Consider the following 13,584-nt stretch of genomic DNA (forward strand, 5'->3'; position numbering starts at 1 on the left):
AGCTCTTTTCCCCGTCGCACAGGCGCTTAGCGCCTGTGCGACGGGGAGGGCTCGTTTTGCGTTCGGCGGATATGGGCACAATGCCTTTATAACGATATCCCCGTCGCTCAGGTGCACGATCGGAACGGATGTAGACAAGCGCGGTATTTTTCATCAGACGTCAAGAGGGGCATGCGAATGAGTAGCGGGCGTCGCAAGAATGGCAAAATCAACGAAGTTAAGGTGAAGGTTACCAATGATGCTGGCGCTAAGCCCGTCGAAGGTACCGCGCAACTCGCGGAGGAAGCGAACGCCCTTAGGGGAACGCTCAACTTCTTGTCTGCAAGAATCGATCAACTGGCGGCCAATATGGAAAAAGCGAAGTTGAGAGATTACGTTAATCTGATGCAAAAGCCATGGAAAATTATTTTGAACAATTTAATTTCCGGGTTGGCGCGGGGGATCGGCTATGCGATCGGTTTTTCTTTTTTCGCGGCGACGATCGTGTACGTGCTGCAATGGATCGGCGCGCTCAATCTTCCGATCGTTGGGGACTATATAGCCGATATCGTGCGGGTCGTTCAGCGGCAACTTGAAATTAAGCCGCATTCATAGGGGGCGGCGTTCCTGAGCGAGGGGGATATCGTTGTAAAGGGGCTTAGAAGACGACGGTCAAAGCGACATGAGGCGCCCTAAACCCTCATCGTCTAAACCCCGTACGAATTTCATAGGTTAAAATTCATCGGCGAACTCTTCCGGTTCCAGTAAATGATCGCCTTCGTTAGCTGCCATGTATTGCCTATAGGCGCGGTTGCGCACGATGCTAACATGGTTGCCGGTAATGTCCGTGGCGAGAAAGCTTTCGAGCGGCTCGACGAATCCGTCGTTCTCGTCGGACTCGATGCTCATCGACTCGTAATCGTCGATATTGTTACCTTCCGCCATGGCCGGACTGTTCGAGCTGCCCCACGACTCGACGATTTGCCAAGCATCTTCGCCGTCGAAGCCGTTCTGGCTTTCCTTCTCGTCCAAGCTTGTTCGACCGAACGGCGGAGTAAGGAACAGCTCTTCCGCTGGACGGCGTTCGATGTTTTCTTGGCGAGGCTCATGGTCGATGCAATAGATCGCCGTCGGCAACGCCTCCAGACGCTCCCAAGGAATAAACTTGCCGCACGCGACGCAATGGCCGTATTCGCCGGAATCCATCCGCGCTAACGCCGCATCGACGCGCTCCAGCCGGAACGCTTCTTTTTCCAACAGGGCGATGTCCTTGCTTCTCTCGAACATCTCGGTACCGGCATCCGCCGGATGATTGTCGATCCCGGACAGCTCTCCGGTCGATTCGCGATAGGAAGAAGTCAATCCGAAATGGTCGTTGCCGCGCACGCGCGCTTCAAGCTCGCTTTTCTCCTGCAGCAACCTGCGTTTAAGACGGTCCATCCGTCCTTGGTCCAACTGCATCGTCAAGCTGTCCACTCCCCTTTATCCTTTGACGGAATGTAGTTTTCCCCCGGGGGAGCGTTTTACGAGTGGAAAGCAATGTGATAAAATGGGCACGCAGGAGAAACGAAGAGGAGCGAACAGCAATGCAACGACGTCGTTGGCCGATTTGGGCATATTACGCAATCGCAGTTATCGTATTCGTACTCGACTTTGTGACGAAAAAAATCATCGATCGAAACGTGCAGGAAAATACCGAACAAATTAAGGTGCTCGGCAATTTCTTCGTTATTTCGCACATCCGCAATCGCGGCGCGGCATTCGGCATTCTTCAGGACCAACGTTGGTTTTTTATCTTGATCACGCTTATCGTCGTTAGCGCGATCATTTGGTATCTTCATCGTTCTTACCGCAACGGCCGGGGCGTACTGCTATTCGGTCTGGGTATGGTGCTTGGCGGCGCGGTTGGCAATTTCCTCGATCGCTCGCTGTTCGGCGAGGTCGTCGATTTTCTGCAATTCAACTTTGGCTCGTATACGTTTCCGTTGTTCAACGTGGCGGATTGCGGTATCGTCTGCGGCGTTGGCCTCGTAATATTGGATGCGCTGCTTAATCAGAAACAGGAGAATGAACCTAATGACAACGGAGAACAAACCCGAGAGCGCGGAGAGCAACCTACCGCTTGACGCTTGGGCGCAAGACACGGAAACGGAAGAGTCGGACAACCACGTCCAATGGCGCGTGGACGAGTCTTCCGCGGGAGAGCGTCTCGACAAGCATTTGACCGAGAAAATGTCGGACAAGCAGGTGTCGCGTTCGCAGCTCCAAGATTGGATTCGTACGGGGGCCGTTACGGTGAACGGTCAGCAATCGAAGCCGAACGCTAGAGTAGCCGCGGAGGACGACATCGTCGTAACGATACCGGGACCGGAACCGCTCGAAGCTTATCCGGAAAATATTCCGCTGGACGTCGTATACGAAGACAGCGATGTAATCGTCATCAATAAGCCGCGCGGCATGGTCGTCCATCCGGCGGCCGGACATCCGAACGGAACGCTCGTCAATGCACTGCTCTACCATTGTAAAGATTTGTCCGGCATTAACGGAGTTATGCGTCCCGGCATCGTGCATCGCATCGACAAAGACACGTCGGGTCTTCTGATGGTCGCCAAAAACGATCTCGCGCATGCCTCCTTGGCCGCGCAGCTTAAAGAGCACTCGGTGAACCGGCGTTACTACGCGATCGTGTACGGGCAAGTGGAGCATGATAAGGGCACGATCGACGCGCCGATCGGACGGGCGAATCAAGATCGCAAGCTGTACGTCGTAACGGAAAAGAACAGCAAGCATGCGATTACGCATTTCGCCGTATCGGAGCGATTCGGAGATTATACGCTGCTCGACTTGAAGCTCGAGACGGGGAGAACGCATCAAATTCGCGTGCACTTGAAGTATATCGGCCATCCGCTAGTCGGCGATCCGGTGTACGGCGGCAAGAGCGGTCGCACGCTCGGCATGTCCGGTCAAGCGTTGCATGCGGGCGTGCTCGGCTTCGAGCATCCGCGGTCCGGAAAGTGGCTGGAGTTCTCGGCACCGATTCCGGCAGATATGGAGCATGCGCTCGGCATTCTCAGAACGCGCTGATCCGGCCCGGGACCGACGAGACGGTTTGATTCGTAATAATGCAAACTTTTGACCGATTGGTGTATGATGCCCGGTTCGCGATGTACGATAGACTGTACGTAGTGCGAATAGACGGGACGACCAATCGGTTTTCCCTTTATAACGAACAAACCGGAAGGCGGTCATAGATATGGCTAAAATCAATCAAAACTTTTTGAATTTACAGGGCAGTTACTTATTCTCGGAAATCGCGAAGCGCCGGACGAAGTTTATTCAAGACAACCCGAACGCTCAAATTATAAGCCTCGGCATCGGAGACGTTACCCGAGCTTTGCCTGAAGCGGTCACGAAGGCGATGCACGCCGCCGTAGACGAGCTGGCGACCGTTAGCGCATTCCGCGGCTACGGCCCGGAGCAAGGCTACGACTTCCTCGTCAACGCGATCATCGAGCATGACTACAAGGCGCGCGGCATCGAGCTGGCGAGCAACGAAGTGTTCGTCAGCGACGGCTCGAAGTGCGACGTCGGAAACATCCAGGAAATTTTCAGCCAGGATGCCGTCATCGCCGTTCAAGACCCCGTTTATCCGGTGTACGTCGACACGAACGTTATGGCCGGACGCTCCGGCGCGTTCAGCAAAGAGACGAACCGTTACGAGAACATCGTCTACTTGCCTTGCAACGCGGAAAACAACTTCAAGCCGAGCTTGCCGGACCGCAAGGTCGACTTGATTTACTTGTGCTACCCGAACAACCCGACCGGCATGACGCTGACGAAAGACGAGCTGAAAGTGTGGGTCGATTACGCGAAGGCGAACGACGCGATCATTCTGTTCGACTCGGCTTACGAGGCGTACATTCAAGAAGAAGACGTTCCGCGTAGCATTTACGAAATCGAAGGCGCCAAAGACGTAGCCATCGAGTTCCGCAGTCTTTCCAAGACGGCCGGCTTCACGGGTGTTCGCTGCGCGTATACGATCGTTCCGCGCGGCGTCAAGGCAAAAGACGAGAACGGCAACGAAGTGACCGTCGCGGATTTGTGGAACCGCCGGCACACGACGAAGTTCAACGGCGTATCCTACGTGACCCAGCGCGGCGCGGAAGCGATCTACTCGGCAGAAGGCAAAGCGCAAATCGCGACGCTCGTGGACTATTACATGTCTAACGCGGCGATCATCCGCGACGGCCTGAAATCGCTCAGCTTGACGGTTTACGGCGGAGTGAACGCGCCTTACATTTGGCTGCAGACGCCGAACGGACTTGATTCGTGGGCGTTCTTCGACAAGCTGCTTTCCGAAGCGAACATCGTCGGCACGCCGGGCGTCGGCTTCGGCCAAAGCGGCCAAGGCTACTTCCGCCTGACGGCGTTCGGCAGCCGCGAGAATACGGAAAAAGCCGTGGAACGCATTACGAAGCTGAGCCTGTAGGTTTCGCGCCCGGTCAACCGATTCCGGCTGAACGAAACCCCTGCAATCGCCTTGACAGTTCATGTCGAACATGGGATAATGCTTGTTAATGAACTGGTACCTTTAATTCAGTCCCGTGAGGCTGTCAAGGTGACGCAGAATAGCAAGCTATAGCATCGGCGCGTCCGCTCTCGGACGTTAGTTGGCTCATGCTCCTTCTCTGAGCGAGAAGTCGCAAGCCCCAGCCGGTTCTATCAACTTCTGTCCTGAATCCTCCTTGCGTCTGACGCAAGGAGGATTTTTGTATGCCATCCACGCAAGAAGGAGCGTTCGACATGCAAGACTCCCGCGTCATAATGGACGAATCCGCCATCAGGCGGGCGCTTACCCGGATCGCTCACGAGATCGTCGAGAAGAACAAAGGAATCGAAGATTGCGTGTTTATCGGCATCCGCACGAGAGGCGTATATCTAGCCGCTCGAGTCGCGGAACGGGTACGAGAGATCGAAGATCAATCGGTGGCCCTAGGCGAGCTGGACATTACGGGATACCGCGACGATCGTCCGGGATTCGGCGAACGGCGAGACAGAATGCCCGCTAGGGAACTTGCCGTTTTGGTGAAAGATAAGCGTATTATATTGTTCGATGACGTACTCTACACCGGTCGGACGATCCGGGCGGCGATGGATGCGCTCATGGATCAAGGCAGGCCGCAGTCGATTCAGCTGGCCGTTCTCGTGGACAGAGGGCATCGAGAGCTGCCGATACGCCCCGATTTCGTCGGCAAAAACGTTCCGACATCGCGGCACGAGCAGATCGAAGTGTCGTTGCTGGAAATCGACGAGAGCGATTGCGTCACCATCCTTCATCCGCGCGAAGCGGAAATGCAACGCTAACTAATCTCTAATTACGAACAAAGATATGCAGTAGAGGAGGCACACTAGCTATGGCATCGATTTGGATCATTAACGGATTGACAATGGACGCCGATTCCGGTGAGCTCGCGAAAAAGCATGTGCGCATCGAGAACGGCGTAATCGCAGAGTGGCTAGACGGTTCGAGCTTGCCTAACGCGGCAGGCGCGGACACGATCGACGCTTCCGGCAAGCTAATCTCCGCGGGCTTCATCGATATGCACGTGCACCTTCGGGAGCCGGGCTTCGAGTACAAGGAGACGATCGCTAGCGGCACCGAATCCGCGGCGAAGGGCGGTTTCACTACGATCGCCCCGATGCCGAATACGCGTCCGGTCATGGATACGCCGGAGACGATTCAATTCGTCCTCGATAAAGCGAAGACCGAAGGCGTCGTACGGGTACTGCCTTACGCGGCGATTACGAAAAACGAGCTCGGCCGCGAGCTGACGGATTTCCCGGCATTGAAGGAAGCTGGCGCGATCGGCTTCACGGACGACGGCGTCGGCGTGCAAAACGCGCAAATGATGAAAAACGCGATGGCGCTCGCGAAGTCGCTCGACATGCCGATCATCGCGCACTGCGAAGACGACTCGCTTGTCGAAGGCGCTGCGGTATCCGAAGGGGCTTTTGCTCGCAAGCATGGGCTTAAAGGCATCCCTAACGAGTCGGAAGCGATCCATGTCGGCCGCGACATTCTGCTCTCTGAAGCAACCGGCGTGCACTATCACGTCTGCCACGTTAGCACCGAGCAATCGGTCAGACTGCTTCGGTTAGGCAAGTCGGTCGGCGTGAACGTCACCTCCGAGGTATGTCCGCACCATTTGTTGCTCAGCGACGAAGATATCCCGGACAGCATGGACGCGAATTGGAAAATGAACCCGCCGCTCCGCACGCCGAAAGACGTCGAAGCGTGCATTCAAGGGCTCGAGGACGGAACGATCGACATCATCGTTACCGACCATGCGCCGCATAGCGAGGAAGAGAAAGCACGGGGCATGGCTAGAGCGCCGTTCGGCATCGTCGGCTTCGAGACCGCGTTCCCGCTGCTTTACACGAAGTTCGTCAAGACGGGAAGATGGACGCTGGAATTTTTACTTGCCAAGATGACGCGCATTCCGGCTGAAGTATTCAAGCTCCCTTACGGGACGATGAAAACCGGAGCGCCGGCGGATCTCATTCTTATCGATCTGGAGAACGAGCGGGCCGTAGATCCCGCGAACTTCCTCACCAAGGGCCGCAACACCCCGTTCACGGGATGGAAGCTGTATGGCTGGCCTGTACTTACGATGGTTAACGGCAAAGTCGTTTGGACCGAAGAGCAAGGCATTGAACGATAAACCGGCTAAGGAGTGATTGGGATGCAAGCAAGATTGTTGTTGGAAGACGGTACGTTGTTTACGGGCCGAGGGTTCGGCGCGGAAGGCGGTTCCGTCGGAGAAGTGGTGTTCAACACGGGAATTACGGGCTATCAGGAAGTGCTCTCCGATCCTTCCTACTGCGGGCAGATCGTCACGATGACGTTCCCGCTCATCGGTAACTACGGCATTAACCGCGACGATTTCGAAAGCATTCGTCCCTATATCCACGGCTTCGTGGTCAGACGCCACGAAGAAGTGCCGAGCAACTGGCGCGCGCAATATACGCTGGATCACCTGCTGAAGGAATACGGCATCGTAGGCATTAGCGACATCGATACGCGCATGCTGACTCGGATTCTTCGCCAACACGGCACGATGAAGGGCATCCTGACGACGGGCAACGAGCGCATCGAGGAGCTGCAAGAGCGTCTCGGCGCTACGCCGTTGCTGCGCGATCAAGTGGCGCGTACGTCCACGAAGAGCGTGTTCTCTGCGCCGGGCGAAAAAGAACGCATCGTGCTGATCGATTACGGCGCAAAGAGCGGCATTCTGCGCGAGCTGACGAAGCGCGGCTGCGACGTCGTCGTCGTTCCGCAAGACGCGACCGCCGAAGACATTCGCAAATTGCATCCGGACGGCATCCAGCTGTCCAACGGCCCTGGGGATCCGAAGGACGTGCCTCACGCGGTGGAGACGGTTCGCGAGCTTATCGGCGAATTCCCGCTGTTCGGCATCTGCCTCGGACACCAGCTGTTCGCGCTCGCTAGCGGCGCGGATACTGGGAAGCTGAAATTCGGTCATCGCGGCGGCAACCATCCGGTCAAGGAACTGGAATCCGGCCGTTGCTTCATCACGTCCCAAAACCATGGCTACACCGTCGTCGAAGAGTCGATCATCGGCACGGACTTGGAAGTGACTCACATCAACAACAACGATAAGACGATCGAAGGCTTGAAGCATAAGAAGTACCCAGCGTTCTCCGTGCAATACCATCCGGAAGCGGCGCCGGGACCTTATGACAACGGCTACCTTTTCGACCGGTTCATCGAGATGATCAGAACGCACAAGCGCGACAATCCAGTACGTTCCCGTCAAGCGGAACTGTCGGAGACGTTGAGAGGAGAGCTTCAGTATGCCCAAAAATAATTCGCTCAAAAAACTGCTCGTAATCGGCTCCGGTCCTATCGTCATCGGACAAGCGGCGGAATTCGACTATGCCGGCACGCAAGCTTGCCAAGCGCTGAAAGAGGAAGGCTTCGAAGTCGTCCTGATCAACAGCAACCCGGCGACGATCATGACCGATACGAATATCGCGGATAAAGTATATATCGAACCGATCAACCTGGAATTCGTCTCCCAAATCATTCGTCAAGAGCGTCCGGACGGCCTCCTGCCTACGCTCGGCGGACAAACGGGTCTTAACATGGCGGTAGAGCTGGCGAAAGCCGGCGTACTGGAAAAAGAAGGCGTGAAGCTGCTCGGAACGCAGCTGTCCGCGATCGAACGCGCGGAAGACCGCGACCTGTTCCGCGACCTCATGCGCGAATTGGATCAACCGGTTCCCGAGAGCGACATCGTCACGACGGTACAAGCGGCGGTAGACTTTGCGAACACGATAGGCTATCCGGTCATCGTACGTCCGGCATACACGCTGGGCGGCACGGGCGGCGGCATCGCGGGCAGCGAAGAAGAGCTGCGCGAGATCGTCGACAGCGGTATCCGCTACAGTCCGATCGGACAATGCTTGATCGAGAAATCGATCGCCGGCATGAAGGAAGTCGAATACGAAGTCATGCGCGACGCGAACGACAACTGTATCGTCGTCTGTAACATGGAGAACTTCGACCCCGTGGGCGTTCATACGGGCGATAGCATCGTCGTGGCGCCAAGCCAGACGCTGTCCGACCGCGAGTACCAAATGCTTCGTTCCGCGTCGCTCAAAATCATTCGCGCGCTGAGTATCGAAGGCGGCTGTAACGTACAATTCGCGCTCGATCCGCAAAGCTATCAATATTATGTTATCGAAGTTAACCCGCGCGTCAGCCGCTCTTCGGCGCTCGCTTCCAAAGCGACCGGCTACCCGATCGCGAAGATGGCCGCGAAGATTGCTGTCGGTTACACGCTCGACGAAATCGTCAACCCGGTAACGGGACAAACCTACGCCTGCTTCGAGCCTACTCTGGATTACATCGTTACGAAAATCCCGCGCTGGCCGTTCGATAAGTTCACGTCCGCGAACCGTAAACTCGGCACGCAAATGAAAGCGACCGGTGAAGTTATGGCCATCGGCCGCACGTTCGAGGAGTCGATCCAGAAAGCCGTTCGCTCGCTAGAAATCGGTGTACACCGTATCTACCTTAAAGGCGCGAACGAGATCGACGACGAGACGCTTAAAAACCGTCTGATCAAAGCGGACGACGAGCGCATCTTCCTCGTCGCTGAAGCGTTCCGCCGCGGCTGGACGTTGCAGCATATCCAAGACCTGTCGAACATCGACTGGTGGTTCCTCGACAAAATCGAGCGCATCGTGAACATGGAAGACGTCATCCGCCGCGAGCCGGGCCTCACGAAAGAAACGCTGTACCAAGCTAAGCGCAACGGCTTCACGGACCGCGCGATCGCCGAGCTTCGCCGCGAAGGTCACCCGAACGGCGCGCTGACGCAAGAAGCGGACGTGCGCGCTCATCGTCAGGCGCAAGGTTTGACGCCGGTATACAAAATGGTTGACACGTGCGCGGCGGAGTTCGAAGCGACGACGCCTTACTACTACTCGACTTACGAGACGGAGAACGAAGTGCTCCCAAGCAATAAGGAGAAAATCATCGTTCTGGGCTCAGGTCCGATCCGGATCGGACAAGGTATCGAATTCGACTACTCGACCGTACACGCCGTATGGGCGATCCGTAACGCAGGTTACGAGGCGGTCATTATCAATAACAACCCGGAGACGGTATCGACCGACTTCTCTACGTCCGACCGCTTGTACTTCGAACCGCTGTTCTTCGAGGACGTCATGAACGTCGTCGAACAAGAGAAGCCGATCGGCGTCATCGTGCAATTCGGCGGACAGACAGCGATCAACTTGGCAGCTCCGCTTGCCAAAGCAGGCGTGCGCATCCTAGGAACTTCGCTCGACAGCATCGACGAAGCGGAAGACCGCAAGAAGTTCGAAGCGTTGCTTAGCAAGCTGAGCATCCCGCAACCGAAGGGCACGACGGTTACGTCCGTCGACGAAGCGGTTGGCGCGGCTCAGGCGCTCGGTTATCCGGTACTCGTTCGTCCTTCTTACGTACTCGGCGGACGCGCGATGGAAATCGTATATTCCGACGAGGAACTGCTCTCCTACATGAAAATCGCAGTGAAGATCAATCCGGAGCATCCGGTATTGATCGACCGCTACATGCTCGGCAAAGAGATCGAAGTAGACGCGATCTGCGACGGCGAGACGGTCGTTATCCCGGGCATCATGGAGCACGTCGAACGCGCGGGCGTCCACTCCGGCGACTCGATCGCGGTATACCCGCCGCAATCGCTGTCCGAGGATATTAAGCAGCAAGCGATCGATATTACGATCAAAATCGCCAAAGAATTGAAGACGGTCGGACTCGTTAACATCCAGTTCGTCGTCTGGCAGGAAAAAGTATACGTCATCGAGGTTAACCCGCGCTCGTCGCGTACGGTGCCGTTCCTTAGCAAAGTAACGCGCATCCCGATGGCGAACCTGGCGACGCAAGCGATTCTCGGCAAAAAGCTGGCCGATCTTGGCTACCAAGAAGGCTTGTGGCCGGAAGACGAATTCGTCTCCGTCAAAGTGCCGGTATTCTCGTTCGCGAAGCTGCGCCGCGTAGACCCTACGCTAACGCCGGAGATGAAGTCGACCGGCGAAGTCATGGGCCGCGACCGTCAATATGCGAAGGCGCTGTACAAAGGACTTATCGGTTCCGGCATGAAAATCCCGCAATCCGGCGCGATTATCGCGACGGTCGCCGACAAGGACAAAGCGGAAGCGATCGAGATTTTGAAAGGCTTCTACAACCTAGGCTACAAGCTGATCGCTACGGGCGGAACCGCTGACGCGATCGAAGCCGCCGGACTCAAAGTCCGCCGCGTGAACAAGCTGTCCGAGGGCGAGCCGAACATCGTGGATCTCATCCGCACGGGCCAAGCGCAATTCGTCGTCAATACGCTCACCAAAGGCAAAACGCCTGAGCGCGACGGCTTCCGTATTCGCCGCGAAGCGGTAGAGAACGGCGTCGTCTGCCTCACTTCGCTTGATACGGTCAGCGCGCTGCTGCACATGCTGCAAGCGCTCCGCTTCTCGAGCGTGCCGATGCCTGCATTCCAAGCATAATCAAGATATGTTGCCCGGTCTTCCCGCTGAAACGCGCGGGAAGATCGGGCTGAATTTTGCCCCCAAAAGTGAAGCGGTGCTTCGAAGCTTATTCCGATTACTTTCGGGGGAGCCCCCAAACTTCGAGGAAAGAGGAGGTTTTTGAAGCATGACACTTACGATGCAACAAGCGGCCGCGAAAGTCATGGTCGCGCTGGACAAGCCCGATGCGGAAGCCGCGCTGAAGCTTGCCGCGCAGCTGGAAGGCGTGGGCTGCTGGATGAAAGTCGGAATGGAGCTGTTCTACGCCGCGGGACCTGCGGTCGTGCGCGAGCTGAAAGCAAGAGGCTTCCGAGTGTTCCTCGACCTGAAGATGCACGACATTCCTAACACCGTGAGAGGCGGCGCGCGCAGCATTACGCGGCTTGGCGTCGACTTGTTCAACGTGCATGGCGCCGGAGGTGTAGCCATGATGAGCGCGGCCGCGGAAGGCGTGCGGGAAGCCGTCGAAGCGGGGGATGCGGCTGCGGCGCCGATCGTCATCGCGGTGACGCAGCTGACGAGCACGAGCCAAGCGGTACTGAACGACGAGATCGGCATCGGCGGACCGCTGGAAGCGGCAGTCGTTAGCTACGCGAAACTTGCTAAGCAAGCCGGCCTGCAAGGCGTCGTCGCATCTCCGCTCGAAGTCGCGGCGATCAAAGGCGCGTGCGGCGCTTTGTTCATCACCGTTACGCCGGGCATTCGTCCGCGCGGAGCGGACGCAGGCGACCAGACGCGCATCACGACCCCGTACGACGCCGTCGCCATGGGGACCGACTACCTCGTCATCGGCAGGCCGATCACGGCCGCCGCGGATCCGGCGGGAGCATTGAACGACATTTTGAAGGAGATGACTGAGTAATGAGCGAATTGACACTAGCGCAATTGCCGTCCGTTATTGCGGGCAACCTGCTTGAAATCGGCGCGGTAGCGCTACGTCCGAACGAGCCTTTCACTTGGACTTCCGGCATTATTTCGCCGATTTACTGCGACAATCGCTTAACGATGGGTTACCCGGCGATTCGCGATACGATAGCCGAAGGATTCGCTACGCTCGTCCGCGCGCATTACCCGGACGCCGAAGTCATCGCGGGTACCGCGACGGCCGGCATTCCGCATGCGGCTTGGGTGGCGCAGAAATTGAACTTGCCAATGGCTTATATCCGCGATAAAGCTAAAGGACACGGCAAGCAAAATCTGATCGAGGGACGGATCGCGCCAGGCCAGAAAGTCGTCGTTATCGAGGATCTGATCTCTACGGGCGGCAGCTCGCTCAAAGCCGCGTTGGCGGTTAAAGAAGCCGGGGCCGAAGTGTGCGGTGTGCTGGCGATCTTCACCTACCAATTCGTGCAGGCGGAGCAAGCGTTCGCGGATGCCGGCATTCCGCTTCGCACGCTTTCCAACTACAGCGCGCTCGTCGAGGAAGCCCGCAAGCAAGGCACGATCTCGGACGATCAGGTCTCGCTTCTCCAGTCGTGGAGAGAAAGCCCGCAAACATTCGGCAAATAAAAGGTTTGCGTATCTCTTGGAAAAGCTCACCTTTAACCGGGTAGGGCTCTTTTCCTATATTTGTCTATGAAAACACAATATATTGACGACTTTCGTCAGGTTTTATCAATATGCAACATTGTGCTATCATTGGATAATAGAGGGATTGGCGGAGAGGGCGGATGGTCATGATCGATATTCATACGCATATTTTGCCTGGATTAGACGATGGTGCCGACAGCATGACGACCGCACTTGCCATGGCGCGCGCCGCAGCCGCCGAAGGAATTACCGATATTATCGCTACGCCGCATCACGCGAACGGCCGTTATACGAATCCGGCTTCGGACGTGCAGAACGCATTGTGGGATTTTCAAAGCCGATTGCACACGGAAGGCATCCCCGTTACGCTTCATGCGGGTCAAGAAGTTCGCGTGCATGATGGATTGCTGGAAGCGTGGACGAAGGGCGAGCTGCTTACGCTGGCCGGATCCTCGTATCTGCTGATCGAGTTGCCAGGACCGGACATACCGCAGGAGATCCGCGATTGGGTACGCGGGCTTGTCGCTTCGGGCATACGACCGATTATCGCGCATCCCGAACGTAACCGCGTCATTAGAGAGAACCCGCGTCTGTTGGCGGATTTGATCGCTCTAGGAGCAAGAGCTCAAGTCACGACGCATTCGCTATTGGGAGATTTCGGCGAGCACGTCAAGAAGGCGGCTTGGGCATTATGCCGGGCGGGATTAATCCACATCGTATCGTCCGATGCCCACCATGTCGAACGCCGAGCTTTTAGTTTATCGCAAGCTTATCGCGCTATTGCTAGCAGGCTTGGTCCCGAATGGAGCGATTATTATCGGCACAATGCCGCTTGTCTGCTCGCGAACGCGGATTTAGCGGTAAGTCCGGCGATGTACAAAGAGTACAAACTATTGAACAAGATCACGAAGCTATTTCGTTACTAGAATTGAGATCTTATGCTGATCCGCAGGATCGGCT

12 protein-coding genes are annotated in these 13,584 nt (G+C 56.4%); 11 read left to right on the forward strand and 1 reads right to left on the reverse strand.

The window, feature by feature from the left end; genetic code table 11:
* Positions 1–177 precede the first annotated feature (177 nt).
* Positions 178–594, forward strand: coding sequence for a DUF5665 domain-containing protein (locus ACFPQ4_RS22510; protein ID WP_378114172.1), 417 nt, complete (start codon positions 178–180; stop codon positions 592–594).
* 117 nt (positions 595–711) lie between these two features.
* On the opposite strand, the gene ACFPQ4_RS22515 is transcribed toward ACFPQ4_RS22510, so the two are convergent.
* Complete coding sequence (locus ACFPQ4_RS22515; protein WP_378114515.1) at positions 712–1,440, reverse strand: TraR/DksA C4-type zinc finger protein; 729 nt, start codon at positions 1,438–1,440, stop codon at positions 712–714.
* 125 nt (positions 1,441–1,565) lie between these two features.
* Here ACFPQ4_RS22515 and lspA point away from each other — a divergent pair, with 125 nt between their 5' ends.
* The 10 genes from lspA (at position 1,566) to ACFPQ4_RS22565 (ending at position 13,550) form a co-directional block, all read left to right on the forward strand.
* On the forward strand, positions 1,566–2,105 hold the full coding sequence (lspA, locus tag ACFPQ4_RS22520; protein WP_378114173.1) for a signal peptidase II: 540 nt from the start codon (positions 1,566–1,568) through the stop codon (positions 2,103–2,105).
* Positions 2,056–3,063 (forward strand): RluA family pseudouridine synthase, encoded by a 1,008-nt coding sequence (locus tag ACFPQ4_RS22525; protein WP_378114174.1) that lies wholly within the window; start codon positions 2,056–2,058, stop codon positions 3,061–3,063. Before lspA ends, ACFPQ4_RS22525 begins: the two co-directional genes overlap by 50 nt.
* Positions 3,064–3,232: 169 nt before the next feature.
* Positions 3,233–4,468, forward strand: a complete 1,236-nt coding sequence (locus ACFPQ4_RS22530; RefSeq protein WP_378114175.1) for an LL-diaminopimelate aminotransferase — start codon at positions 3,233–3,235, stop codon at positions 4,466–4,468.
* Positions 4,469–4,752: 284 nt separating this feature from the next.
* Positions 4,753–5,343: a bifunctional pyr operon transcriptional regulator/uracil phosphoribosyltransferase PyrR gene (gene pyrR, locus ACFPQ4_RS22535; protein ID WP_378114176.1), complete on the forward strand. Its 591-nt coding sequence runs from the start codon at positions 4,753–4,755 to the stop codon at positions 5,341–5,343.
* A gap of 50 nt (positions 5,344–5,393) precedes the next feature.
* Positions 5,394–6,701, forward strand: coding sequence for a dihydroorotase (locus tag ACFPQ4_RS22540; protein WP_378114177.1), 1,308 nt, complete (start codon positions 5,394–5,396; stop codon positions 6,699–6,701).
* A 21-nt stretch (positions 6,702–6,722) separates the two neighbouring features.
* On the forward strand, positions 6,723–7,868 hold the full coding sequence (gene carA / locus ACFPQ4_RS22545) for a glutamine-hydrolyzing carbamoyl-phosphate synthase small subunit (protein WP_378114179.1): 1,146 nt from the start codon (positions 6,723–6,725) through the stop codon (positions 7,866–7,868).
* The gene (carB, locus tag ACFPQ4_RS22550) at positions 7,855–11,073 is read left to right on the forward strand and encodes a carbamoyl-phosphate synthase large subunit (protein WP_378114180.1); all 3,219 of its coding nucleotides are present in this window, start codon (positions 7,855–7,857) and stop codon (positions 11,071–11,073) included. The genes carA and carB overlap by 14 nt, the downstream gene beginning before the upstream one ends.
* Positions 11,074–11,221: 148 nt before the next feature.
* Positions 11,222–11,956 (forward strand): orotidine-5'-phosphate decarboxylase, encoded by a 735-nt coding sequence (gene pyrF / locus ACFPQ4_RS22555; protein WP_378114181.1) that lies wholly within the window; start codon positions 11,222–11,224, stop codon positions 11,954–11,956.
* A complete protein-coding gene (gene pyrE, locus ACFPQ4_RS22560; RefSeq protein WP_378114182.1) occupies positions 11,956–12,603 on the forward strand; it encodes an orotate phosphoribosyltransferase in 648 nt (215 codons plus the stop codon). The genes pyrF and pyrE overlap by 1 nt, the downstream gene beginning before the upstream one ends.
* A gap of 167 nt (positions 12,604–12,770) precedes the next feature.
* Positions 12,771–13,550 (forward strand): tyrosine-protein phosphatase, encoded by a 780-nt coding sequence (locus tag ACFPQ4_RS22565; RefSeq protein ID WP_378114183.1) that lies wholly within the window; start codon positions 12,771–12,773, stop codon positions 13,548–13,550.
* The last annotated feature ends 34 nt before the right edge of the window (positions 13,551–13,584 follow it).

Origin of the sequence: Cohnella yongneupensis, from assembly GCF_042655785.1 — a bacterium.
GTDB classification, from domain to species: Bacteria; Bacillota; Bacilli; order Paenibacillales; family Paenibacillaceae; genus Cohnella; species Cohnella yongneupensis.

Bases quoted from the DNA above. Each gene is read 5' to 3' on its own strand.
- ACFPQ4_RS22510 (WP_378114172.1), top strand. From the start codon at position 178: ATGAGTAGCGGGCGTCGCAAGAATGGCAAAATCAACGAAGTTAAGGTG.
- ACFPQ4_RS22515 (WP_378114515.1), bottom strand. From the start codon at position 1,440: ATGCAGTTGGACCAAGGACGGATGGACCGTCTTAAACGCAGGTTGCTG.
- lspA (WP_378114173.1), top strand. From the start codon at position 1,566: ATGCAACGACGTCGTTGGCCGATTTGGGCATATTACGCAATCGCAGTT.
- ACFPQ4_RS22525 (WP_378114174.1), top strand. From the start codon at position 2,056: ATGACAACGGAGAACAAACCCGAGAGCGCGGAGAGCAACCTACCGCTT.
- ACFPQ4_RS22530 (WP_378114175.1), top strand. From the start codon at position 3,233: ATGGCTAAAATCAATCAAAACTTTTTGAATTTACAGGGCAGTTACTTA.
- pyrR (WP_378114176.1), top strand. From the start codon at position 4,753: ATGCCATCCACGCAAGAAGGAGCGTTCGACATGCAAGACTCCCGCGTC.
- ACFPQ4_RS22540 (WP_378114177.1), top strand. From the start codon at position 5,394: ATGGCATCGATTTGGATCATTAACGGATTGACAATGGACGCCGATTCC.
- carA (WP_378114179.1), top strand. From the start codon at position 6,723: ATGCAAGCAAGATTGTTGTTGGAAGACGGTACGTTGTTTACGGGCCGA.
- carB (WP_378114180.1), top strand. From the start codon at position 7,855: ATGCCCAAAAATAATTCGCTCAAAAAACTGCTCGTAATCGGCTCCGGT.
- pyrF (WP_378114181.1), top strand. From the start codon at position 11,222: ATGACACTTACGATGCAACAAGCGGCCGCGAAAGTCATGGTCGCGCTG.
- pyrE (WP_378114182.1), top strand. From the start codon at position 11,956: ATGAGCGAATTGACACTAGCGCAATTGCCGTCCGTTATTGCGGGCAAC.
- ACFPQ4_RS22565 (WP_378114183.1), top strand. From the start codon at position 12,771: ATGATCGATATTCATACGCATATTTTGCCTGGATTAGACGATGGTGCC.